Raw genomic sequence first — 23,240 nt, 5'->3', positions numbered from 1 at the left:
CGGCACTGTGGCTTTCGCGTCCGGCTCGACGGAATCGGACGAACGGGACGGTCGTGTCCGGTCTCACAGCCGTCCGGCCCGATCCGGTCGCTAAATGAATTGAGTGGTCGCCTCGATAACGCGATACTGTCTCCCGTCGGCCGGAACGCGTGCACTCTCGCCCGTTCCACGCGGGTGAGGACGTCTCGAACCCCGTAAGCGCAGCCGACGGTTCGACTGATCGTCTCGTCGCCCGATGCTCGATGTCGCGGCGCGCGAATCACATTGGACGCGTGCACGGCGTGCTCGCGAAGAAGAAAAGGACGGATGCCCATGACGCAGCCAGGATCATCGCCACCGGGTGCAGCCGAGCCGGAGAAGCTCGACTCGGCCGTGTTGAAGGTCGCGGGCGTCGTCGTGCTCGGCGCGATCATGTCGATTCTCGACGTCACCGTCGTCAGTGTCGCGGTGCCGACGTTCATGGACGTGTTCGACGCGACGTACGCGACCGTCGCGTGGACCATGACGGGCTACACGCTCGCCCTCGCAACGGTCATTCCGTTGACCGGATGGGCTGCGGACAGGTTCGGAACGAAGCGTCTCTACATCACTGCGCTCGTGTTGTTCGTGCTCGGGTCCGTCCTGTGCAGTTTCGCGTGGGACATCACGTCGCTGATCGTGTTCCGCGTGCTCCAGGGTCTCGGTGGCGGCATGCTGATGCCGCTCGGTATGACGATCATGACGCGTGCAGCGGGCCCGGAGCGCATCGGCCGTGTCATGGCCGTCCTCGGCGTGCCGATGCTGCTCGGCCCGATCAGTGGTCCGATCCTGGGTGGTTGGCTTCTCGAGGCGGCCAGCTGGCACTGGATCTTCTTGATCAACGTGCCGATCGGCATCGTCGCGCTCATCGCCGCCGTCGTGATTCTGCCGCAGGACGCACCGACACCGTCGGAGTCGTTCGACTTCCTGGGCATGCTGATGCTGTCGCCGGGTCTCGCCCTGTTCCTGTTCGGTGTGTCGTCGATCCCCGAGACCGAGACGGTGTTCGCGACGCGAGTTCTCGTCCCGGCCGTCGTCGGTGCAGTGCTCATCGTGCTGTTCGTCTTCCATGCTCTGCGCACCGAGCACCCGTTGATCGATCTGCGACTGTTCCGAAACCGCGCGCTCACCGTCGCAGTGGTCACGACGCTGTTCTTCATCACCGCGTTCATGGGCGCCGGCCTGTTGTTCCCCAGCTACTTCCTGCAGATTCGCGGCGAGACCACGTTGGCAGCAGGTCTACTCCTTGCGCCACAGGGCCTCGGCGCGATGCTGACGATGCCGATCGCGGGCACGCTCGCGGACCGCATCGGCCCGGGAAAGATCGTGCTCGTCGGACTGGTCTTCGTGACCGCGGGTATGGCCGTGTTCACACAGGTCGGGCCGGACACGTCTTACGTCCTGCTGCTCGGCGGACTGTTCGTGATGGGCATGGGCCTCGGTTCGACGATGATGCCGATCATGACAGCGGCGCTGCAGACGCTCACCGACCACAGCGTGGCTCGCGGATCGACGCTGATGAACATCGTCCAGCAGACGTGCGGTTCCATCGGTACGGCCGTCATGTCCGTCGTGTTGACCAACCAGCTCAAGGGCGTCGAGGCGGCGACGTCGCCGGTCGAGGCGCTGAGCATCTCGGCGGACGGTTTCGCGACGACGTTCACCGTGGCACTCGTGCTGGTCGTTCTGACGTTCGTTCCCGCGTTCTTTTTGCCGCGTAAGAAGGTCACCCCGTCCGAGGGCAAGGACTCGGCAGCACCGGTGATCATGCACTGACACGTCGTGAATCTGCACTGTGGGCGCGTCGACCATCCGGACTCGAAGGGTGTGCGACGCGCCCGCGGTCGTCTTGTCTGGCCACCAGCGCCGATGTAAGCGAGGATCTAACGCTGTGACGACTGTACTGGCGGTTGCGAATCAGAAGGGTGGCGTCGCGAAGACCACGACAGTGGCATCACTTGCGGCGGCACTGCACGCGCTCGATCAGCGGGTCTTGGTGATCGACCTCGATCCCCAAGGCTGTCTCACCTTCTCGTTGGGGCACAACCCGGACAAGCTCGAGACGTCGGTGCACGACGTCCTCACCGGTGACACGCCACTGTCCGACGCGGTCGTCGAGACCGACGAGGGCATCGTCCTGCTGCCGGCCACCATCGACCTCGCGGGCGCGGAGGCGCTGTTGTTGATGCGAGCCGGGAGGGAGTACGCGCTGAAGCGGGCGTTGGCGTCGGTGCAGGACGATTTCGACGTCGTCGTGATCGACTGTCCGCCGTCGCTCGGGGTGCTCACTCTGAACGGTTTGACGGCTGCGCATTCGGTTCTGGTGCCGCTGCAGTGCGAGACGCTCGCCCATCGCGGTGTCGGCCAGCTGTTGCGGACCGTGTCGGACGTCCAGCAGATCACCAATCCCGACCTCGCTCTGCTCGGCGCTCTTCCCACCCTGTTCGACGCTCGCACCACGCACAGCCGTGACATTCTCGGTGACGTGTCCGATCGGTACTCGCTGCCGGTTCTGGCGCCGCCGATTCCGAGGACGGTCCGTTTCGCCGAAGCCACGGCGTCGGGCGCGACCGTTCTGTCGGGACGGAAGAGCAAGGGCGCGCAGGCGTATCGCGAACTCGCGGCGAATCTGCTGGCCTACTGGAACGGGTCGGAACTCGAGACCTATTCGCCGGCCGCGGGCGACTGAGGGGCGCTCAGCGCGACGACGGTCTCTCCGCGTTGCTCGACGACGACGTCGCCGACGACCGCGATACCGACCATTCCCGTGTAGCCGGCCCGATCCACCGGAATGGTGCTGCCCGGCGAACCGGTGCCGGGGTCCAGTACTGCGATGCCGTCGGGAACGGGCACGAGAAGCTTGCCTGCCATGACCGCTCCCGGGCCGAGCGCGGACGGCAGTGACCAGACGGGTGACAGGTCGCCGAGTCCCAGCGCGACCGTGGCGGTTCCGGTCCACCACGCGAACACCGATGCTGCCTTGACGACAGTGTCGTCGTTCGGAAACGGACCCGGGCCCGCGACGGCGTCGGGCAGGTCGAATTCGGACAGTTGTTGCGCGGTGCCGTCGAAGATCGCGACCCGCGCGGGCTCGCCGGGCGACGCCGGAATGGCAAGTGCAACACGGTCTCCCGACGCGACCAACACGGTGGCGCCGTCGATCTTGCCCTCGGGGCCGGTGAGCGCTGCGACGACGGACGAGCCGTATACCTCCGGCTGCTGCGCGTCCTTCGGTGCCGGGTTCAGCATCGTCAGACGTGCGGCGTCCTCGCCGGGGCACCGTTCGAGCACTGCGACGCGCGAGGAGTTCGACGCCGACGACAGCAGTGTGCAACCGGTCCGCGGTTGGGAGTTCGGATTGACCGGAGCATCGACGCGGCCGTACTCGAGTGTGCGCACGAGATCCGACCGCCACAGTTCCATACGGGTGTCACCTCGCGAGGTCAGATACGTGCCGTCGTCGGTGGTCCGAACTGCGGCGTCGGCATCGGAGGTGCGCTGTGCCTTCCGCATGCCGGTCGCACCGTCGAGCTCGGTGACCTGTGAGCAACCGCGATCGTCGGAGTAGATCGCGACCGCCGTGTTCCAGGCGTCGGTCACGTCGCACAACGCTCGGTCACGCTGGTAGGACCACGCGACGTCACCCGTGGTGGGGTCGTGTCCCTCCACGGTGCCACCGTCCCCGGTGACGACGGCGGCGCCGGTGACGATCGGTGATCGGGTGACGGGACTCTGGGCGCGCCAGAGCTCGGTCAACGCCGTCGGCACCGCTGTCGCGGTGTCGGTCTGGGGGAGCGGCGTCGTCGCGACGGTGTCCGTCGTTCCGTGTGCGTCGCTCCTGAGCCAGACGACGGCGAGTCCGAGTACCACGACGACGACGATCACCGCCGCCGCGACGAGATCCGATCGCCGTCGACGTTCCGGTGCCAGCACGAAGAGAGAGACTACTCCGACGCGGTCTGCGCGGGTGCGGCCGACGCGGGGGAGCGGCGACGACGACGGCGTCGTCGCGGGGCAGCCTCGGTGCCGGCGTCGGCGGGAGCGCTCTCCGAGCCGTTGTCGGCGGTCTCGCCTGCGTCCGCGCGGCGAGCAGTCGGCTTGCCTGCCCTCGTGCGTGTCCGGTTGCGGGTACGACGCGGCTTCGATGCGGCTGCGTCGGCGTCGGATGCGTCGTCGTTCTCGGCGGTGCCTGCGTCGGACGCCTCGACCTTCGGTTCCGGCGTCTTCTTGATCGAACCGGTGACGTCCGTGGGGATGTCGAGGTCGTCGAAGAGGTGAGGCGAGCTCGAGTACGTCTCGATCGGGTCGGGCGTACCGAGGTCGAGCGCCTTGTCGATGGCCTGCCAGCGGGGGATGTCGTCCCAGTCGACGAGGGTCACCGCGATGCCGGTGCGTCCGGCGCGGCCGGTGCGACCGATGCGGTGGACGTAGGTCTTCTCGTCCTCGGGGCACTGGTAGTTGATGACGTGGGTGACGTCGTCGATGTCGATGCCGCGCGCGGCGACGTCGGTGGCGACGAGCACGTCGATGCTGCCGCTCCGGAACTTCTTCAGTGCCTTCTCGCGCTGGATCTGGCCGAGGTCTCCGTGGACGGCGCCGACGGCGAAGCCACGCTCGAGCAACTCGTCGGCGACCTTCTGCGCGGTGCGCTTGGTGCGGACGAAGATCATCGTCGCGCCGCGGCCGTTCGCCTGCAGGACCTTGGACACCATCTCGACCTTGTCGAGAGCGTGGGCGCGGTAGATGTGCTGGGTGGTGCGGTCGTGCACGGCGGACGACTCGGCCTCTTCGGCGCGGATGTGCGTCGGCTGCGTCAGGAACGTGCGTGCCAGGGTGATGATCGGGCCGGGCATCGTGGCGGAGAACAGCATCGTCTGACGGCCCGCGTGGGTCGACCCCGCCGACGGTCCGTCGGGGACCATGCCGAGAATGCGTTCGATGTCGGGTAGGAAACCGAGGTCCAGCATCTCGTCGGCCTCGTCGAGTACGAGGACTCCGATCTTGCCGAGAATCAGGTGGCCCTGCTTCGCGAGGTCGAGGAGTCGTCCCGGCGTGCCGACGACGACGTCGACGCCCTTCTGCAGCGCGCTGATCTGCGTCTCGTACGGCTTGCCGCCGTAGATCGACAGGATCTTCACCGGCCCGTTCGACGACTTCAGGTGCTTCGACGCGTTGGCGAGGTCGGCGCTGACCTGGATGCACAGCTCGCGCGTCGGCACGATGACCAGAGCTCGGGGAGTGCCGTCCAGCGGCGTCGTACCGGAGTCGGTGGTCGCGACGCGGTGCAGCAACGGCACGCCGAATCCGAACGTCTTGCCCATGCCGGTGCGTGCCTGGCCGATGAGGTCGTCGCCTGCGAGCGCGAGCGGGAGCGTCAACTCCTGGATCGCGAAGGTGCGCTCGATGCCGATCTCTTTCAAGGAGCGGACGATGTCGTCGCGAACTCCCAGTTCGGCGAACGTGGGCGGAACGTGTGTGTCGTCGAGTTGTGCGGACAACGTGGTGTCGCCGGTCTCGGTTTCTTGGTCGACGATGATCTTGCTCAGGGTTCTGGCCTTCCTCGTGGTCACACGTACGCACGAAGAAGGGCACAGGCCTATTGCCGGCCGAAGTCGATGCCCTCGTCCCGATGTGATGTCGCAGCGAGCCTCAGCCGTGTCGGAAATAGACACACGATCGGCGAAGCAGTCGGAGCGACCCGGGGCGGGTGCGCACACATTGTCGTGAATCTTCGCGGTGAAAATCGGTCCGTGTCTTCGGTCCGCGCGTCGATCCGATGACCATGGTAACTTGCCGAGCCCGCGAAGCGGGTATCGAGGCGTCCGACCACCGCGTCGACGCGGCAGGACGGTGTGAGCTTTCGCATGCCCGAACGACACATGTGACGGGCGCGTCCGAGCCTTAAGATTGCCGTCATGGGAGCCCACTCGCCAGACGCCGTGACCACCGACCCGTCGACAACGGTCGGGAGCGATACCGACGAACCTCGGATCGCGTACGACCATCCCGGTGTCGCCGAGCTGCTGGCTGTGCTGGCGTACGGCGAGATCTCGGCGTTCTACCGTCTGGCAGAGGACGCACGCATGGCACCCACGATGCAGGGACGCGTCGCACTCGCGAGCATGGCCGCCGCCGAGATGAACCACTTCGAGACCCTCGTGCAGGCGCTGTCCGATCGCGGCATCGACGTCTACACCGCCATGGACCCGTACGTTCGCGCGCTCGACGAATATCACGCCTCGACGAACCCGTCGACCTGGATGGAAACGCTGGTCAAGGCGCACGTCGGCGACGGGTTGGCCGCCGACTTCTACCGCGAGATCGCGCATACCCTCGACCCGGCAGTGGCGACGACGGTCCGTGAGGTGCTCGCAGAAACGGGACACTCGGAGTTCGTCGTCCACGAGGTCTCGACGCGAGTGAAAGCCAGCTCGCAGGACAAGGCGCGACTGATGCTGTGGGGCAGGCGGTTGCTGGGTGAAGCGATCACCCAGGCGCAGTACGTGCTGGCCCAGCGCGAGGAACTGACCGATCTCGTCATCACGGCGTCGGGAGATCTGAACGGCGTGGCTGCGCTGTTCGACCGCATGCAGGAGCAGCACGCCGAACGCATGAAGGTCCTCGGCCTCGTCTGAGTTCTCTCGTCGTGCGGCCGTGCGCGTGTTCGCTGACAGCACGTGCCCGTCGCGCGCGTGGGTCGGTCCGGCTGCACTAGCCTGGGCGAAGCAGCTGAAGTTTCTCTAGGAGTTCGGAGGTTGGCCGTGGAGGTCAAGATCGGTGTGTCGGAAAGCTCTCGCGAGCTCGTGGTGAACAGCGCTCAGTCGCCCGACGAGGTCGAAGCGCTCGTCGCCACGGCGCTCGAGGGCAAGGACGGCGTGCTGTCGCTCGTCGACGAGAAGGGCCGCAAGTTTTTGATCCACATCTCGAAGGTCGCCTACGTCGAGATCGGCCCCGCCGACGCTCGCAAGGTCGGATTCGCCACCTAGACGTCGTGGACGAACGCGAGGCCCCGTATCGAATCGATACGGGGCCTCGGTCGTCTGCGGGTACTCGGGCGGAGTCGAACTACGGAGACTGCAACGGCACGTGCGACAGACCACCCCACGCCAGCGAGACCGTGGTGTCCACTGCGTCTTCCTTCGAGATGGGCCGGTCCGCTTCGAGCCAGTAGCGCGCCGTGAACTGGCTTGCGCCGACGAGGCCGACCGCCAGTACGCGTGCTCGGTACGGATCGAGGCCGGAGTCGTGGGCGACGAGGTCGAAGACCGCGTCCACGCACGCCTCGGTTGCCTGTTCGACGCGTGCGCTGACCTGAGGTTCGCCCATGAGGTCCGACTCGAAGACCAGACGGAAGCCCTGGGAGTCTGTGTCCACGAAGTCGTAATAGGCGAGTACGGCCGCCCGGACACGCTTGCGGTTGTCCGTCGTCGAGCGCAGCGCCTGACGGACCCCGGAGATCAGCGTGTCGACGTAGCTCTGCAGGACTGCGAGGTAGAGCTCGAGTTTGCCGGGGAAATGCTGGTAGAGGACGGGCTTGCTGACGCCCGCGCACTCGGCGATCTCGTCCATTCCCGACGCGTGATAGCCGCGGGTCACGAATACCTCGCTCGCTGCCGCCAGGAGTTGTGCGCGTCGCGCATCGCGGGGCAGCCGCGCGCTGCGACGGCCGGCCGTGGGGGCCGGACGGTCCGTGGACGTCCGATCCGCGATTTCAGTCATAGTGCTCGATCCCATCCGCATTCGTCTCTGCACCCGTTGTGGGGGACCCTGGGCCGAGATGGTGTCGTCTCGAATTCGGGTAGTGCAGATCGTGGCAACGATACCTCCCGGCAACGGTACGTCCGATACGACCGCCCGCGGGTCGTCCGCCGACGTCCGGATCTTCGATTGTCGACGCCGCGACCTGCCGGTCGGTTTGGAGACCGGTCGGTTGTTCCGTGTCACTGATTTCGGCGCGGCGAACAGAGGATGTCGACGACTGTGAGATTCTGGCGTGGTGACTGACCGAGGTGGGCCGCGGCGCAGCGGAAGGAACAGATCGAGCGCCGACGACTCCCGTGACACCGAACGAGACCGGCAGTACTCGACTGTCGGTGGCCGAGCGCGCCGCGCCGAACGCGACATGCGCCGTGAGTTCGACGACGGTGGCCCGGACGATTTTCCGCGCGACGTCGGTTCGCGTGGTTCCCATCAGCCGTTGCGTGCGCAATGGGATCCCACGACGCGTACCGAGCCGCGCAAGCCCCGCACACGGTCGCCGCGCCCGGAACGTCAGGCGAAGAAGCAGAGCAAGCTCGGCAAGTTCGCGTCGGTGTACGGCTGGCGTGCGTACGCCATTCCGATTCTTCTGGTCGTGACGGCCTTGGTCGTGTTCGATGCCGTTCGTACCGGTGATCCGGCGACGACCACGGCGGGTGGTACGAATCAGTCCGCCGATCCCGGGTTCGGCGCGCTGAGCACCGACACGACCGGTTCGACCGACGTCATCGGTGTTCCGCCGGCCGCGGACGGCAACTTCGCGGACTCGATTCCGTCGGGCGATCTGCCCGACGGCGGCCCGTTCGCCGTGCAGGGCGCGGGCACGTGGCACACCGTTGCGGGAACGACGCCGCAGGTCGGTCAAGGTACCGAGCGCGTGTTCACCTACACGGTCGAGGTGGAGGACGGGGTCGACACCGTCGGTTTCGGAGGCGACGAGTCGTTCGGCCGTCTCGTCGATCAGACGCTCGCCAACCCGAAGAGCTGGACCAACGATCCGAGATTCGCCTTCCGTCGTGTGGATTCGGGTGAACCGGACTTCCGCATCTCGCTGACATCGCAGATGAGCATCCGGCAGGCGTGTGGGTACGACATCCAGCTCGAGGTCTCCTGCTACAACCCCGGGATCGGACGTGTCGTGCTGAACGAGCCGCGTTGGGTGCGCGGTGCCATCGCGTTCCAGGGCGACATCGGCTCGTATCGTCAGTATCAGATCAATCACGAGGTCGGCCACGCCATCGGCTATCAGCAGCACCAGCCGTGCGAGACCGAGGGAGGGTTGGCGCCGGTGATGATGCAGCAGACCTTCGGAACCGCCAACGACGACATCGCCCGGCTCGATCCGGAAGGCGTCGTGCCGATGGACGGCAAGACCTGCCGGTTCAATCCGTGGCCCTACCCGCGTAGCTGACCTGGTCGACGCTCGCGCTGAAAGAGAGAACGAACGACATGGTCCAGCTGCCCCCGCTGGTGGAACCGTCGGCGCCGCTGTCCCACGAGGACGTCGCGCGCTACAGCAGGCACCTCATCATTCCCGACGTCGGCACTCTCGGTCAGCGTCGACTCCGTAACGCCCGTGTGCTGGTCATCGGTGCGGGTGGCCTCGGCTCGCCCGCACTGCTCTATCTGGCTGCGGCAGGCGTCGGCACGCTGGGCATCGTCGACGACGACGTCGTCGAGATGTCCAACCTTCAGCGTCAGGTCATCCACGGTCGGTCCGACGTGGGCCGATCGAAGGCGCAGAGCGCGGCCGAGTCGATACGCGAGATCAACGACGGCGTCGACGTCCGGCTGCACGAGTTCCGACTCGATCGAACCAACGCCGTGGCGTTGTTCGAACAGTACGACCTGATTCTGGACGGCACGGACAACTTCGCGACCCGGTACCTCGTCAACGACGCGGCCGTACTCGCGCACAAGCCGTACGTGTGGGGCTCGATCTACCGGTTCGAAGGTCAGGTGTCGGTGTTCTGGGAGGACGCACCCGGTGGCGTCGGCCTGAACTACCGGGATCTGTATCCCGAGGCGCCGCCGCCCGGCATGGTGCCGTCCTGCGCCGAGGGCGGTGTTCTCGGCGTGCTGTGCGCGTCGGTCGGCTCGGTCATGGTGACCGAAGCCATCAAACTCGTCACCGGCATCGGCGAGACGCTGCTCGGTCGGTTGATGATCTACGACGCCCTGTCGATGAACTACCGGACGTTGCGGGTGCAACGCGATCCGGACCGAACACCGATCACCGAACTGGTCGATTACGACGCGTTCTGCGGGGTCGTGTCCGACGAGGCCGCGGCTGCCGCGGACGGGTCGACGATCACCCCGGCGGAATTGGCCGCGCTGATGAAGGGCTCCGACGACGTCGCGCTCATCGACGTACGCGAGCCGGTCGAATGGGACATTGCGCATATCGACGGCGCAACACTCGTGCCCAAGGGCCGGATTCTGTCGGGTGAGGCACTGGCCGAGCTGCCGCAGAACCGTCGGATCGTGCTGCACTGCAAGACCGGTATCCGTTCGGCCGAGGCACTCGCGGTGCTGCACGAGGCGGGTTTCGGCGACGCCGTCCACCTCCAGGGTGGAATTGTCGCGTGGGCAGCACAGGTGGATCCGAGCCTGCCGCAGTACTGAGTGGGGTCGATTACTCGTGAGGTTCGTGCGTCGCGCGCCTGCGCCGGGGTGCGGGCGGTCGACGGTAGCGTGACAGACGTGAGCTCTGTGGAACCCCCTCAGCACGTGATCTCCACGTTCGGGCTGCGCGACGTGCCTCCCATCCCGCTCGGGGCCGATTGGGACGGTGGTTGGAGGCTCGGCGACGTCGTGCTGTCGCCCGTTGCCGACCACGCCCGTGCGGCGTGGTCGGCCAAGGTGCGCGAGAACTTGGTGGTCGACGGGGTTCGACTCGCTCGGCCGGTGCGATCCACCGACGGGCGTTACGTCGTCAGCAGTTGGCGCGCGGACACGTTCATCGAGGGTTCACCCGAGCCGCGGCACGACGAGGTCGTCTCGATGTCGGTTCGCTTGCACGCCGCGACGGCTCAGCTGGACAGGCCGCGGTTCCTGTCGCAGCTCCCGGTCGCGCCGTGGGCCGACGTCGACGTCTTCGCGGTCGCCGACCGTGCCGCGTGGGAGGCGGTTCCACTGCGTGCCGCGCGCGGCGCTGGTGCGCCCGAAGTGACCTCCGATGACGGCAAACAAAGTCTGGAGCTGATCAAGCAGCTCGCGAGCCTGCGCAAACCCGTCGAATCGCCGGATCAGCTGGTCCACGGCGACCTGTTCGGCACCGTTCTGTTCGAGGGCAGCGACGCCCCCGGCATCACCGACATCACTCCGTACTGGCGACCGGCGGCGTGGGCGGCGGCGGTGTCCGTCGTCGACGCGATCTCGTGGGGCGGTGCGGACGATGCTCTGGTCGGTCGCTGGGAGGACTTGCCCGAGTGGCCGCAGATGCTGCTGCGTGCGTTGATCTTCCGCTTCGCGGTGCACGCACTGCACGCGCGGTCGACGCCCGAGGCATTTCCCGGTCTGGCGCGCACCGCCGATCTCGTTCGGCTGTTGCTCTAGGTTCGCCGACGGGAGTTCAGGCCTCGCGGACGAGCTCGTCGAACAGCACCTGGGCGGCCTGACCCGCCCGATCGGCGTCGCCGTCGACGATTGCGTCGACCAAGGCGATGTGTTCGGCGTCGTAGTTCAGGTCGTGTGCGACGAGGTGATGCAGCATGGCCTGCTGGATGACCGGAAGCAGAGAGTCGTAGAACTCCAGATAGACGGCGTTGTGGCTGGCCGCGACGATGGCACGGTGAAACAGCGCGTCGACGGCGATCGCGTCGACGGTGACGCCGCCGCTCATCGATTCGTTCCGGTTCGCGAGCGCTTCTGTCAACGCGCGGATGTCCTCGTCGTCGCGGCGTTCGGCGGCGAGCATCGCCGCGGTGACCTCGAGAGCGCGTCGGAGCTCGGTGACGTCGCGGTCGAGAGCGTCGGCGAAGTACTTTCCGAGAGTCCCGCCGAGGTCCGAGGTGGCCAGGACGAACGTCCCTGATCCCTGCCTACGCTCGACCATCCCTGCGTGCACGAGCGCCTGAACGGCTTCGCGGACAGTGTTGCGCCCCGTTCCGGTCATCTCGCACAGCTCGGGCTCGGTCGGTATCCGTGACCCGACAGGCCATCGCTTCGAGACGATCTCGTCACGGAGCTGCGCCGTCACCTGAGAGATCAGGCTGGAACGCTGTACCTGCTGCACGTTGGACTCCCCGTCGGTCTTCGCGCCCCGGGTTCTGCGCGATCGGCCGCTAGTTTAACGCTTTGCGGCCGATGATCCGGTCATCCTATGATTCAACGCGTGGGTACCAGCGCCGTCGTCACCGAGACCTCCGAACACTCCGAATCGACCCGACTCCTTCGTGGCCGAATTCTGGTGTTCGCGGCGATCATCGTCTCGGCGCTGACGCTGCGCGCGGCCGTCACGAGTATCAGCCCTTTGTTCGGTCGTATCGGTGACGATCTGCACTTCGGGTCCGGAGTCATCGGTCTCGTGGGAATGTTGCCGCCGGCGATGTTCGCCGTGTTCGGTCTGCTCACTCCCGTGATCGCGAAGCGCACCGGACTCGAGCGCGCTGCACTGATCGCGATGACGATGACGACGGTGGGCATGGCCGTGCGCGCGTTCGCGCCCGGTACCGTGTCGTTGCTGGTTCTGTCCGCTCTCGCGTTGGCGGGCATGGGAATCGGAAACGTCGTCATCCCGCCGCTCGTCAAGCGATACTTCTCCGACCGGCTCGCCGTCGTCAGCACGATGTACATCTGCGCGATGCAGATCAGCACGCTGGCTCCTCCGTTGCTCGCCGTTCCGGTCGCGAATGCACACGGCTGGCGCATCTCGATCGGAGTCTGGGCCGTCGTCGGGCTCGCGGCGGCCGTGCCGTGGCTGGGAGTCGTTCTCGCGCGTCGGGGCAGGGACGTGGCGGACGTGTCGGGGGAAGAAGGGTCGGCTGCGGTCCACGAGGAGTCGACGGGACGCATCTGGCGTTCGTCGCTCGCCTGGGGAATGGTCGGCATGTTCGCGATGACCTCGTTCATCACCTACGCAATGCTCACCTGGCTCCCGACGCTGTTGACCGACGCCGGTATCGGCGAGGCTGCGGCAGGCGCATCCGTCGCCGCGTTCGGTGCCATGGGTCTCGTCACGTCGCTCGGTGCGCCGTCGCTGTGCGCGCGTCTGCGCAACCCGTACGGACTCGTCGTCGTGGCTGCCGTGTTCTACCTCGTCGGATTCGCCGGTCTGCACTGGTCGCCGGCGTCGGGCACCGTCGTCTGGGTCTGTCTGCTCGGTCTCGGCACCTTGACGTTCCCGATGTCGTTGACGCTGATGAACCTGCGCACCCGCACCCCGGCAGGCTCGTCGGGACTGTCCGGCTTCACACAGGGCCTCGGTTACGTCGTCTCGTCGATGGGCCCGCTGTCGTTCGGTCTGCTGCATTCTCTGTCCGGGGGATGGGGCGTGCCCGTCCTCGTGCTGACCGTCTGTGTCGCCGTGCTGCTCGTCGCCGGTTACTTCTGCTGCAGGCCTCGGATGCTCGAGGACACCTGGTGACGGAAAGTCGCGGTCTATCTCACGTTCGGCTTCCGTCGAACGTGAGACCAAGTTAATCGCGAGGTCATCGCGGGCAGCGCCCGCGCAACATGGCTTTCCTAGATTCGGTGCACACACCCGATCAGGAGGCCTACGTGACAAGCACCCCCGAGGCATTGCCAACCGGTACTGTCCCCGCCGACGCTGTTTCGTCTGCAGTGCCGAAACCGGGCACGGTTCCGGTGTCGAAGAATCATCGCATCAGCTACTGGAACTCCGAGGACATCGAGGCGTGGGAGGCCGGCGGCAAGGACATCGCGAAGCGGAATTTGATCTGGTCGGTCGTCGCCGAGCACGTCGGCTTCTCGATCTGGTCCATCTGGTCGGTCATGGTGCTGTTCATGCCGGTGTCGGTGTACGGCATCGACGCGGCGGGCAAGTTCTTCCTGGTCGCAGTCCCGACGCTCGTCGGCGGCATTCTGCGCATTCCCTACACGTTCGCGACGGCCAAGTTCGGCGGACGTAACTGGACGATCTTCAGCGCTCTCGTGCTCCTCGTCCCGACGGTGCTGACGATGTACTTCATGCTGAATCCGGCGTCGTACACCACGTACATGATCGTCGCCGCGTTCGCGGGACTCGGTGGCGGCAACTTCGCGTCCTCGATGACCAACATCAACGCGTTCTACCCGCAGCGTGAGAAGGGATGGGCGCTCGGCCTCAACGCGGGCGGTGGCAACATCGGCGTGCCCGTCATCCAGTTGATCGGTCTGCTCGTCATCGCAACCGTCGGCAACACCGCGCCCGAGATCGTCTGTGCCGTGTATCTCGTGTTCATCGCGATCGCCGCGGTCGGCGCGGCTCTGTTCATGGACAACCTGGAGAACCAGAAGACCAACGGGCGCTCCATGATCGACGTGCTGCGCTTCTCCGACTCGTGGTGGATCGCGTTCCTCTACATCGGCACGTTCGGATCGTTCATCGGCTTCAGCTTCGCGTTCGGTCAGGTTCTGCAGATCAACTTCCTGGCTGGGCTGACCGACGGCGCACCCGCGACGGCCGCGCAGCAGGCACAGGCGTCGCTGCACGCAGCCCAGATCGCGTTTCTCGGGCCGCTTCTCGGATCGATCTCGCGTCCGTTCGGTGGCAAACTCGCCGACAAGATCGGCGGCGGGAAGATCACGCTGTACACGTTCGTCGCCATGGTCTTCTCGACCGGCATCCTCGTCGCCGCGAGTACGTGGGACGACAACACCGCGGGCGCCGCGAGCGGAACGATGATGGCGTTGTTCGTCGTCGGATTCATCCTGCTGTTCCTGCTGTCCGGCCTCGGAAACGGCTCGGTCTACAAGATGATCCCTGCCATCTTCGCCGCCAAGTCGGTCGAACTGCAGGGAACGACGATCGAGGAGCAGCAGCACTGGTCCCGCAGGATGTCCGGTGCGCTCATCGGAATCGCCGGTGCCATCGGCGCTCTGGGCGGTGTCGGTATCAATCTCGTTCTCCGCGCGTCGTACTCGGGTGAGGCGAAATCGGCGACGACCGCCTTCTGGGTCTTCCTGGCCTTCTACGTCCTCTGCTGCGGCGTCACCTGGGCGGTCTACCTGCGCAAGCGCCCCGCGAATTCGGCTGCAGCGGTATGACTCTCGAACTCGACACATCGAAAGGACCTCTCGTGAAGAACGCGGTGGTTGTTGGACACGGAATGGTCGGTCACCGGTTCGTCGAAGCGCTGCGTGCGCGTGACGAGGCCGCCGACTGGAAGATCACCGTTCTGTGCGAGGAGGCGTTGCCGGCCTACGACCGTGTCGGTCTGTCGTCCTACGTCGGTAGCTGGGATCACAAGGAGCTCGCACTCGCGGGCAACGACTATCTCGGTGACACGGCCGTCGAGATGCGGCTCGGAGTGCGCGCCGACAGTATCGACCGCGCGGCGAAGACCGTGACGACGTCGCTCGGCGACACCGTCGACTACGACGCCCTGGTCTTTGCGACGGGGTCCTACCCGTTCGTACCGCCGATCTCCGGCCACGACCTGGACGGGTGCTTCGTCTACCGCACGCTCGACGACCTCGACCGCATTCGCGCTCGCGCCGACGCTGCCGGGCCGGGAGCCGTCGGCATCGTCGTGGGCGGTGGCCTCCTGGGGCTCGAGGCCGCGAATGCACTGAAGAAGATGGGCATGACGCCGCACGTCGTCGAGTTCGCACCACGGCTCATGCCGTTGCAGGTCGACGAGGGTGGCGGCGCACTGCTTGCGCGTCTCGTCACCGATCTCGGACTGTACGTTCACACGGGAGTCGGTACGTCGTCCATAGCCGAGAACGACAGCGCCGGACTGTCGGTGGAGTTGTCCGACGGCACGGTCATCGACGCCGCCCTCGTGGTGTTCTCGGCAGGTGTGCGGCCTCAGGATCAGCTGGCACGCGATTGTGGTCTCGAGGTCGGCGCGCGTGGCGGCATCATGGTCGACACTGGTTGTCGCACAGCGGATCCCGACGTCTACGCGATCGGTGAGTGCGCTGCCGTCGAGGGTCGATGCTACGGTCTCGTCGCACCCGGATACTCGACGGCCGAGGTCGTCGCCGACCGGTTGCTCGGGGGCGCAGCCGAATTCCCGGGTGCCGACATGTCCACCAAGCTCAAGCTCATGGGCGTCGACGTCGCCAGCTTCGGTGACGCGATGGCCGCGACGCCCGGTGCGCTCGAAGTCGTGTTCAGCGACGCACCGAAGGGTACGTACGCGAAACTCGTCGTGTCCGACGACGCCAAGACGCTGCTCGGCGGCATCCTCGTCGGCGATGCGACGGCATATTCACTTCTGAGACCGCTTGTCGGACGCGAACTCCCGGGCGATCCCGGGTCGCTGATCTCGCCCGCGGCCGAGTCCGTTGGCATCGGTGCACTGCCCGACGACGCCGAGATCTGCTCGTGCAACGGGGTGACGAAGGGTGCGATCTGTGGTGCTATCGAGGGCGGCGCCTGCGACCTCGCCTCGGTCAAGAGTTGCACGACGGCAGGCACGACGTGCGGCGGCTGCCTCCCGTCGATCAAGCAGCTGCTCGCGGCGTCGGGCGTCGTGTTGTCGAAGTCGTTGTGCGAGCACTTCTCTCAGTCGCGCGCCGAGCTGTTCGAGATCGTCCGTGCCACGAACACGCGAACCTTCTCCTCCCTCGTCGCGAAGTACGGCACGGGAACCGGCTGCGACATCTGCAAGCCCGTCGTCGCATCGATTCTCGCGTCGACGTCGTCGGACCACATTCTCGACGGGGAGCAGGCGTCGCTGCAGGACACCAACGACCACTTCCTCGCCAACATTCAGAAGAACGGGACCTACTCGGTGGTGCCGCGCATGCCCGGTGGCGAGTGCACGCCCGAACAGCTCATCGTCATCGGCGAGGTCGCCCGCGATTTCGGTCTGTACACGAAGGTCACCGGTGGTCAGCGGATCGACCTGTTCGGCGCACGCGTCGAACAGCTTCCGGCGATCTGGAAACGACTCGTCGACGCGGGGATGGAATCCGGCCAGGCGTACGGCAAGTCGCTGCGGACGGTGAAAAGTTGCGTCGGGTCGAGCTGGTGCCGCTACGGCGTGCAGGACTCGGTCGGCATGGCCGTCGACCTGGAAAATCGTTACCGCGGACTGCGTTCCCCGCACAAGATCAAGTTCGGTGTGTCCGGCTGCGCACGCGAATGTGCCGAGGCGCGGGGCAAGGACGTCGGCGTCATCGCGACCGAGGGCGGCTGGAACCTGTACGTCGGTGGCAACGGTGGACAGTCGCCCAAGCACGCGCAGCTGTTGGCGTCGAACCTCGACGACGCGACGCTCGTCAGCTACATCGATCGGTACCTCATGTTCTACGTGCGCACCGCGGACCGACTGCAGCGCACCGCCCCGTGGCTCGAATCCCTCGACGGTGGGCTCGACCATCTGAAGGCGGTCGTCGTCGAGGACAGCCTCGGAATCGGCGCCGAGTTGGAGGCCGACATGGAACGCCACGTCGCGGGATACAAGGACGAGTGGGCGGGCGTCCTCGAGGACGAGGAGAAGCTGAGCCGGTTCGTCTCGTTCGTCAACGCACCCGACGAGGCGGACCAGACCATTTCGTTCGACGACAGTGGTCAGCGCAAGGTTCCCGTGTTGATGGGAATGCCCCGAGTCGGCGCGTGACGCATGTGCACACCGCAGTAATGGCTGCTTAACGACGAAGAAACATCGGCAACGTGCAATAGCACCAGGAGGTACTCGAATGACTGTCATCGATACTCGAACCAGCACGGACCGGGCCGTCTCGGCCGGCACACACGCCGCTCGCGAATGGACGGCAGCGGCCGCGATCGACACCCTGGTTCCCGGCCGAGGCGTTGCGGTGCTGCTGCGAGGAGGCGTGCAGGCTGCACTGTTCGTTCTCCCCGGAGGTGACGTGTACGCCGTCGGGAACATCGATCCGTTCGGCCGCGCCGCGGTCATGTCCCGTGGCCTGGTCGGTGACCGCGCCGGGGAGCCGACCGTGGCGTCGCCGCTGCTCAAGCAGGTGTTCTCGCTCGTCGACGGCCGTTGCCTCGACGACGAGTCGGTCGGCCTCGGCTCGTTCGAGACAAAGGTGGTCGACGGTGTGATCTTCGTGCGGGGCGCGACGACATGAGCCAAGCCGCCGAGGCTGCTACGCCTCTGGCAGGGTTTGCCGTCGGGGTCACCGCGTCGCGTCGTGCCGAGGAGTTCGCGACGTTGCTGGAGCGCCGAGGCGCATCGGTGATGCACGCTCCGGCGATCCGCATCATCCCGCTCGCCGACGACGCAGAACTCGAACGCGTCACCGACAGCATCATCGCCGAGCCACCGGACATCACCGTCGCCACGACCGGAATCGGATTCCGTGGATGGGTCGAGGCCGCCGACGGGTGGGGAAGGGCAGAAAGCCTGGGGCGGGCACTCGCGTCGTCGAGACTGTTGGCTCGCGGACCGAAGGCCAAGGGTGCCATCCGTGCGGCCGACCTCCGCGAGGAATGGTCGCCCGCATCGGAGTCGTCGGCGGAGGTGCTCGAACACCTTCTCGACGAAGGAGTCGCGGGTAAACGTGTCGCCGTTCAATTGCACGGTGCGACAACCGAATGGGAACCGGTGCCGGACTTCTGCGAGGCGCTGCGCGACGCAGGCGCGGACGTCGTGCCCGTACCGGTGTATCGGTGGACCGCCCCCGACGACGGCACGCCGATGGACCGGATGATCGAGGCGGTGCTCGTCGGCGATCTCGACGCCGTCAGCTTCACGAGTGCACCTGCCGTGGCGTCGCTGCTGATGCGCGCGGACGTCAGCGGTGTGCTCGAACCACTGCTGCACTCGCTGCGCACCCGGGTTCTGCCCGTGTGCGTGGGTCCGGTGACGGCGGCGCCGCTCGAACATCTGAAGGTGGCGACGACGCAGCCGGCGCGCGCTCGCCTGGGTGCACTGGCCAGACATATCGCCGAGGAACTCCCGCGGCGTGCGCGGCCGATGCAGGCGGGCGGTCATTCGATCAGCATCCGGGGTCGATGCGTCGTCGTCGACGGCGTCGTGCGTTCGATCTCACCCGCCGGGATGGCCCTGGTGAAGACACTGGCCCGTAGGCCGGGGCAGGTCGTGTCCCGCGACGAACTGCTGGCGTCGCTGCCCGGCGGTGGCGACGACACCCACGCCGTCGAGACCGCGATGACACGGCTCCGGTCGTCACTGGGCGCACCGAAGACCATTCAAACCGTGGTCAAGAGGGGATATCGCCTCGCGATCGATCCCGCCGACGTCGCCGTCGACGACCGGTCGCACATCCCCTCCGCGCCACCGATTCGAGTTCCCGAGGGGAGCAAGTACTAGATGAACGTGAAGAACCCGACGCTCGTGCTGGTCGCGCACGGAACCCGCAATCCCCGCGGCGTCGAGATGGTCGCCGAACTGGCCGACGCGGTCGGCCGCGAGGTCGGCGAGACGCGCGTCGCGTTCGTCGACGTGCTCGGCCCGTCTCCGTCCGAAGTGCTGAGAGGTCTCACTGCTCCCGCTGTCGTGGTACCTGCGTTCCTGGCCTCCGGCTATCACGTGCACACCGACGTTCCCCGCGAGGTTGCCGACAGCGAGCACCTGCGGGTGACGGTCACGCGTGCACTCGGTCCCGATCCGGTGTTCGCGCAGGTCATGCTCGAGCGGCTGCGCGCAGTGGGATGGAACGACGGCGACGCCATCGTGTTCGCCGCGGCGGGATCGTCCGACCAGCGAGCACTACGTGACCACCGTCGTGCGGCGGCGATGCTGGCCGAGCTTGCGCAGGTGCCGGTGCGTATCGGGTACGTCGCAACCGCACAGCCCGCGGTGCCCGACGTAGTCGCCGAGCTCCGTCGTGAGGGCCACAGGAGAGTCTTCGTGGCGTCGTACCTGCTGGCACGCGGGCTGTTCCACTCCAGGCTCGTCGACGCGGGCAGCGACGGCGTCGCCGATCCGCTCGGCGTCCACGCAGGAATCGTCGATCTCGTCGTCGACCGATTCCGTGCCGGTGCAGCGGTTCTCCACGATTCGATTCTTACCGAAACAGCGGAAGTAGCTCCACGGGGTCGTCTGGGCTGACATGCGGCGGGACGACCGCCAACGCGTCGTGACCCACGAGGTGAAGCAGGTGTGCGGTGCGCACGGCGGTGTCCGCGCGCCATCCCACCCCATCGCGCGAGACGGGAACGATGCGCGCACTGTCGGACGCGACGTCGGCAGCGTTGGTGAGGAAGCCGAGCCACGGCTTGGTGGGTATCCTGCCGGTCAACGCGTCGACGATCGCGGGTGCCGTCATCATCAGGGTGCTGACGGCCGCCAGTGGATTGCCGGGCAGCCCGAGCACGACGACCCCGTTCGGCAGGACCGCCGTGATCTGAGATCCGCCGGGGCGGATGGGAACCCGGCTCACGATGGTCTCCGCCGACGCCCGGTTCAACGCAGACCTGAGTTGATCCGCCGCGCCGCCGCCTGTCGCGCCGACGACGACCAGCAGGTCCACGTCCGACGCGTCGGCGAGTAGTTCGTCGAACGCGGCAGGTGTGTCGTGAAGGTGCACCGAGTCCGCCGTGTCGATGCAGCACGAACGAAGGTAACGCGGAAGGGCCGGGCCGATGCTGTCACGGGTCTGACCAGGATCGAGTGGACCCTCGGCGCGAATCTCGTTCCCGCTGAACACGGTTCGGGCACGAACCGGCCCGCGCACCATCAGGTTGCCCACCTCGGCGCTGAGAGCGACCGACACCACGGCGGCCGAGACGGTCGTTCCCGCAGAGACCAGTTCGGTCCCCGGTCGCCAGTCCTCACCACGTCGGCGTGCGTCGTTCCGCACCGGTGCGTCGGGACGTCGACGCAGGAGCCCGTCGTCGCCGACGACGACGTGCTCGTCCCGCACGACGGCGGTGGCGCCGTCGGGAACCCGCGCGCCGGTTGCGATGCGAACGGCATCGCCGTCGTGCATGTCTTCGAGATCCGACGTTCCCGCGAAGGCAACCTGGCCTCGCACCGTCCACGGCTCGTCGCCTGCCACCGCGTAGCCGTCCATCGCGGACGTGTCGACGTGGGGGAGCGCACCGGCAGCGACGAGGGCGTCGGCGAGGACACCTCCCTCGGCCTCCACCGGAGGTACGTGGCGTACCGCAAGGGGCGACAACCGTTCTCGGATCCTCGCCCGTGATGCCTCGATGCCCGCCGCGTGAAGGGCAGTGCGTTCCCGTGCTCGGCGCACGTCCTCCGGTGTATCGCAGTCGTCGGTACCGTCGACGGCGACGGTGCGGTAATCGTCCGGGAGGAGGGAGCGAACAGGCTGTCCTGCAACGTCTTCGAGTGCGCATATTTTGTGGGTCAGTGTCGAACGTGCCCACGCGCCGAAGAGATACTGTGTTCTTCCGGCGTCGTCCATCGCGAACACGACGGGTGAATCACCCACGGCTGCAACCAGAGTGGTGATGGCGCGGGTGTCGACGAACGGAAGGTCGGCCGCGATGACCACGACGATGTCGGCCGTGGACCGCGACAGTGCTTGCAGCCCCGCGGCGATGGCCGCGACGGGTCCGGAGCGGGCAGGCTCCTCGCGTGTCTGGAGGACGTCGTCGGCGAGATCGTCGCGGTGAGGACCCACGACGACGATCCGTCGTGCGTCTCCGACGGCGTCGACGGCCCTGTGCAGGAGGGGCATCCCGCCGACACGAAGACCGGGTTTGTCGATGCCTCCCATGCGCCGAGCCGACCCGCCGGCGAGTACGACGGCGTCGAAATCGGAAAGTGGAGCCTGCAGGAACGACCCGGTATCCGGGAGTTGCGCCTGCCGGGACGACCCGACCGGGTGTGAGGTCACGTCGGAAGCGGCACGTTCTGCAGTCGAACCTGACCGCGCGCGATGGTCTTGCCGCTGTCCGAAGCAGTGACGGTCACCAGCCACAACTGTTGAACGCGGCCCTGCTGCAACGGTTCCGCGACGACGTCGACGCGTCCGCCCTTGCTGGCACGCAGGAAATCGGTTCCGTTGTGCACGCCGACGGCGAACTCGCCTCGTTCCTTCACGGCCTCGCTCGCACCGATGCTGGCGGCGCTCTCGACGGCCGTCGTGTAGACGCCGCCGTGCACGACGCCCCAGGGGGTGAAGTGCTCCTCGGACAGTTCGATGTGGCCGACGACGCGTGTACCCGACACTTCGTCGACGACCAGACCGGCAGCGGCGACGAACGGACTCGCCTTCTTCAGGGCGTACTTCGCGGTCGACCGCGGGTCGAACTGTCCGAGATCCATACCTGACGAGGTTAGTCGGTGAACGGGAAGCGGATTGCTTTCAGGTCCACACGACCGTCCCGAGCCAGGACGCCCTCGGCGCGCAATTGTTCGAGCTGCCGCGTGGCCAGGTGCGCGGCCGGCTTTCCGCTGGCCGACAGCACTCGATGCCACGGAAGGTCCGCAGAGTCCGTTCGCATGATCCAGCCCACGATGCGCGGGCTGGACAGCCCGGCGGCCGCGCAGATGTCCCCGTACGTTGCGACGTGGCCCGGGGGAATGGATGCGACCAGCGATCGCACGGTCTCGACCTGCTCGTCCGTGATGCGCGCCATCTACAACAGCTCACGCACCAGATCGGCGACGTCGGCGGGCTTGGCCTGAGGAACCATGTGATCGCAGTCGAGTTCGACGATCGTCAGGTCGTCACCCAGCTGTGCATCGAGCGCCTTCTTGAACTGGTCGGTCACGTACGGTGGCTGTACACGCATCGCCTGCACGACGACGGTCCTCGTACCCGCCGGGGGCACGACGAGCGGCCGCGCGAGCTCACCCCACGACGCGACGATCGCCGCCGTCGACATGCGCCACTTGACGCGGCCGTTGTCGGTCCGTTCGAGATGCTCCTCGATCTCGCGATCCAGAAGTTCGACGGGCACGTCCGCCCACGCGCCGTTGATCTTCTCCGACTTCGCCTCGTCGGCATCGGTGTAGTCGGGATACTTGGCGGTGAGCTCGGCGACCTCGAGCAGGTCGTTCGGGTCGATCTCGATCGCCGGGTCGAGAAGAACGAGCCCCCGCACGAGCTCGGGATGCGTCGCCGCCAGATGCACGGCCAGCGCGCCGCCGTACGAATGGCCGACGACCAGGACCGGTCCACGCGCGTGGTTCTCGACGAGCGTTCGAAGTGCATCGATCTGCGCGGCGATGTCCCACGGCGGAGTCGACGGCGATCGGCCGTGGCCGATCAGGTCCGGGGCGAGAAATCTGGCCTCCGGCAGATGATTCTCGGCGAGGTCACGCCAGCGGGCGCCGTGTCCGGTCATGCCGTGCACGGCGAGGATCTCGGGCCCGTCGACCGGCCCGTACGTGTGAAGGTTCAGCTGGGGCACCGGTTCAGTCTGCCGCATCGATGCGATC

Annotated in this window: 21 protein-coding genes; 13 read left to right on the top strand and 8 right to left on the bottom strand. The window is 66.7% G+C overall.

Going from position 1 to position 23,240, the window contains the following annotated elements; all coding sequences use genetic code 11:
- Positions 1 to 312 precede the first annotated feature (312 nt).
- Together DK926_RS18300 and DK926_RS18295 are read left to right on the top strand one after the other, a co-directional pair.
- The gene (locus tag DK926_RS18300; protein WP_114331573.1) at positions 313 to 1,794 is read left to right on the top strand and encodes a DHA2 family efflux MFS transporter permease subunit; all 1,482 of its coding nucleotides are present in this window, start codon (positions 313 to 315) and stop codon (positions 1,792 to 1,794) included.
- Positions 1,795 to 1,909: 115 nt separating this feature from the next.
- Positions 1,910 to 2,707, top strand: coding sequence for a ParA family protein (locus tag DK926_RS18295; protein WP_068421465.1), 798 nt, complete (start codon positions 1,910 to 1,912; stop codon positions 2,705 to 2,707).
- Here the strand turns inward: DK926_RS18295 and DK926_RS18290 are convergent.
- On the bottom strand, positions 2,683 to 3,951 hold the full coding sequence (locus DK926_RS18290) for a hypothetical protein (protein WP_114331572.1): 1,269 nt from the start codon (positions 3,949 to 3,951) through the stop codon (positions 2,683 to 2,685). The two genes, DK926_RS18295 and DK926_RS18290, sit on opposite strands and share 25 nt — an antisense overlap.
- 11 nt (positions 3,952 to 3,962) lie before the next feature.
- Positions 3,963 to 5,588, bottom strand: a complete 1,626-nt coding sequence (locus DK926_RS18285; protein WP_243636887.1) for a DEAD/DEAH box helicase — start codon at positions 5,586 to 5,588, stop codon at positions 3,963 to 3,965.
- 345 nt (positions 5,589 to 5,933) lie between these two features.
- Between DK926_RS18285 and DK926_RS18280 the strand changes: the two genes are divergently transcribed.
- Together DK926_RS18280 and DK926_RS18275 are read left to right on the top strand one after the other, a co-directional pair.
- The gene (locus tag DK926_RS18280; RefSeq protein ID WP_068421460.1) at positions 5,934 to 6,653 is read left to right on the top strand and encodes a ferritin-like fold-containing protein; all 720 of its coding nucleotides are present in this window, start codon (positions 5,934 to 5,936) and stop codon (positions 6,651 to 6,653) included.
- Positions 6,654 to 6,779: 126 nt separating this feature from the next.
- Positions 6,780 to 7,004 (top strand): DUF3107 domain-containing protein, encoded by a 225-nt coding sequence (locus DK926_RS18275; protein ID WP_207890862.1) that lies wholly within the window; start codon positions 6,780 to 6,782, stop codon positions 7,002 to 7,004.
- A 79-nt stretch (positions 7,005 to 7,083) separates the two neighbouring features.
- Here the strand turns inward: DK926_RS18275 and DK926_RS18270 are convergent, their stop codons facing one another.
- Positions 7,084 to 7,737 carry a TetR/AcrR family transcriptional regulator gene (locus DK926_RS18270; protein ID WP_114331570.1) on the bottom strand — a complete coding sequence of 218 codons (654 nt, stop codon included), beginning with the start codon at positions 7,735 to 7,737 and terminating at the stop codon, positions 7,084 to 7,086.
- Positions 7,738 to 8,014: 277 nt separating this feature from the next.
- On the opposite strand from DK926_RS18270, the gene DK926_RS18260 reads away from it, so the two are divergent.
- From DK926_RS18260 to DK926_RS18250, 3 genes are all read left to right on the top strand, one after another.
- Positions 8,015 to 9,187 carry a DUF3152 domain-containing protein gene (locus DK926_RS18260; RefSeq protein ID WP_114331613.1) on the top strand — a complete coding sequence of 391 codons (1,173 nt, stop codon included), beginning with the start codon at positions 8,015 to 8,017 and terminating at the stop codon, positions 9,185 to 9,187.
- Positions 9,188 to 9,225: 38 nt separating this feature from the next.
- Positions 9,226 to 10,401: an adenylyltransferase/sulfurtransferase MoeZ gene (gene moeZ, locus DK926_RS18255; RefSeq protein WP_068421448.1), complete on the top strand. Its 1,176-nt coding sequence runs from the start codon at positions 9,226 to 9,228 to the stop codon at positions 10,399 to 10,401.
- Between the two features lie 78 nt (positions 10,402 to 10,479).
- A complete protein-coding gene (locus DK926_RS18250; RefSeq protein WP_114331612.1) occupies positions 10,480 to 11,334 on the top strand; it encodes a TIGR02569 family protein in 855 nt (284 codons plus the stop codon).
- A gap of 16 nt (positions 11,335 to 11,350) precedes the next feature.
- Here the strand turns inward: DK926_RS18250 and DK926_RS18245 are convergent, their stop codons facing one another.
- Positions 11,351 to 12,013 carry a FadR/GntR family transcriptional regulator gene (locus DK926_RS18245; RefSeq protein WP_114331568.1) on the bottom strand — a complete coding sequence of 221 codons (663 nt, stop codon included), beginning with the start codon at positions 12,011 to 12,013 and terminating at the stop codon, positions 11,351 to 11,353.
- A 99-nt stretch (positions 12,014 to 12,112) separates the two neighbouring features.
- On the opposite strand from DK926_RS18245, the gene DK926_RS18240 reads away from it, so the two are divergent.
- The 6 genes from DK926_RS18240 to DK926_RS18215 all read left to right on the top strand — a co-directional run bounded on the left by DK926_RS18240 (position 12,113) and on the right by DK926_RS18215 (position 19,934).
- Positions 12,113 to 13,363: an MFS transporter gene (locus tag DK926_RS18240; protein ID WP_068421620.1), complete on the top strand. Its 1,251-nt coding sequence runs from the start codon at positions 12,113 to 12,115 to the stop codon at positions 13,361 to 13,363.
- Between the two features lie 197 nt (positions 13,364 to 13,560).
- Positions 13,561 to 14,985, top strand: a complete 1,425-nt coding sequence (locus DK926_RS18235) for a nitrate/nitrite transporter (RefSeq protein ID WP_068421442.1) — start codon at positions 13,561 to 13,563, stop codon at positions 14,983 to 14,985.
- Positions 14,982 to 17,513 (top strand): nitrite reductase large subunit NirB, encoded by a 2,532-nt coding sequence (gene nirB, locus DK926_RS18230; RefSeq protein ID WP_114331567.1) that lies wholly within the window; start codon positions 14,982 to 14,984, stop codon positions 17,511 to 17,513. The genes DK926_RS18235 and nirB overlap by 4 nt, the downstream gene beginning before the upstream one ends.
- Positions 17,514 to 17,592: 79 nt before the next feature.
- A complete protein-coding gene (gene nirD / locus DK926_RS18225) occupies positions 17,593 to 17,988 on the top strand; it encodes a nitrite reductase small subunit NirD (RefSeq protein WP_068421438.1) in 396 nt (131 codons plus the stop codon).
- Complete coding sequence (locus tag DK926_RS18220; protein WP_068421437.1) at positions 17,985 to 19,193, top strand: uroporphyrinogen-III synthase; 1,209 nt, start codon at positions 17,985 to 17,987, stop codon at positions 19,191 to 19,193. The genes nirD and DK926_RS18220 overlap by 4 nt, the downstream gene beginning before the upstream one ends.
- A complete protein-coding gene (locus DK926_RS18215) occupies positions 19,194 to 19,934 on the top strand; it encodes a sirohydrochlorin chelatase (RefSeq protein ID WP_114331566.1) in 741 nt (246 codons plus the stop codon).
- Here DK926_RS18215 and DK926_RS18210 read toward each other — a convergent pair.
- Genes DK926_RS18210 through DK926_RS18195 form a run of 4 tightly spaced genes read right to left on the bottom strand, consistent with a single transcriptional unit; the run spans position 19,891 to position 23,212 of the window.
- Positions 19,891 to 21,630 carry an NTP transferase domain-containing protein gene (locus DK926_RS18210; RefSeq protein WP_279387096.1) on the bottom strand — a complete coding sequence of 580 codons (1,740 nt, stop codon included), beginning with the start codon at positions 21,628 to 21,630 and terminating at the stop codon, positions 19,891 to 19,893. The genes DK926_RS18215 and DK926_RS18210 overlap by 44 nt on opposite strands.
- Before the next feature lie 56 nt (positions 21,631 to 21,686).
- On the bottom strand, positions 21,687 to 22,121 hold the full coding sequence (locus DK926_RS18205) for a PaaI family thioesterase (protein WP_068421436.1): 435 nt from the start codon (positions 22,119 to 22,121) through the stop codon (positions 21,687 to 21,689).
- An 11-nt stretch (positions 22,122 to 22,132) separates the two neighbouring features.
- The gene (locus tag DK926_RS18200; protein WP_114331565.1) at positions 22,133 to 22,435 is read right to left on the bottom strand and encodes an MGMT family protein; all 303 of its coding nucleotides are present in this window, start codon (positions 22,433 to 22,435) and stop codon (positions 22,133 to 22,135) included.
- Positions 22,436 to 23,212 (bottom strand): alpha/beta hydrolase, encoded by a 777-nt coding sequence (locus DK926_RS18195; protein ID WP_114331564.1) that lies wholly within the window; start codon positions 23,210 to 23,212, stop codon positions 22,436 to 22,438.
- Between the last annotated feature and the right edge of the window lie 28 nt (positions 23,213 to 23,240).

This window comes from Rhodococcus sp. Eu-32, assembly GCF_003336925.1.
GTDB lineage: Bacteria > Actinomycetota > Actinomycetes > Mycobacteriales > Mycobacteriaceae > Rhodococcoides > Rhodococcoides kyotonensis_B.
This window is presented reverse-complemented; position numbering and strand designations above follow the sequence as displayed.

What these genes read in the sequence shown, in the direction of transcription:
- DK926_RS18300 (WP_114331573.1), top strand. Translation starts at nt 313, where the DNA reads ATGACGCAGCCAGGATCATCGCCACCGGGTGCAGCCGAGCCGGAGAAG.
- DK926_RS18280 (WP_068421460.1), top strand. Translation starts at nt 5,934, where the DNA reads ATGGGAGCCCACTCGCCAGACGCCGTGACCACCGACCCGTCGACAACG.
- DK926_RS18270 (WP_114331570.1), bottom strand. Translation starts at nt 7,737, where the DNA reads ATGACTGAAATCGCGGATCGGACGTCCACGGACCGTCCGGCCCCCACG.
- moeZ (WP_068421448.1), top strand. Translation starts at nt 9,226, where the DNA reads ATGGTCCAGCTGCCCCCGCTGGTGGAACCGTCGGCGCCGCTGTCCCAC.
- nirB (WP_114331567.1), top strand. Translation starts at nt 14,982, where the DNA reads ATGACTCTCGAACTCGACACATCGAAAGGACCTCTCGTGAAGAACGCG.
- nirD (WP_068421438.1), top strand. Translation starts at nt 17,593, where the DNA reads ATGACTGTCATCGATACTCGAACCAGCACGGACCGGGCCGTCTCGGCC.
- DK926_RS18220 (WP_068421437.1), top strand. Translation starts at nt 17,985, where the DNA reads ATGAGCCAAGCCGCCGAGGCTGCTACGCCTCTGGCAGGGTTTGCCGTC.
- DK926_RS18215 (WP_114331566.1), top strand. Translation starts at nt 19,194, where the DNA reads ATGAACGTGAAGAACCCGACGCTCGTGCTGGTCGCGCACGGAACCCGC.
- DK926_RS18205 (WP_068421436.1), bottom strand. Translation starts at nt 22,121, where the DNA reads ATGGATCTCGGACAGTTCGACCCGCGGTCGACCGCGAAGTACGCCCTG.
- DK926_RS18200 (WP_114331565.1), bottom strand. Translation starts at nt 22,435, where the DNA reads ATGGCGCGCATCACGGACGAGCAGGTCGAGACCGTGCGATCGCTGGTC.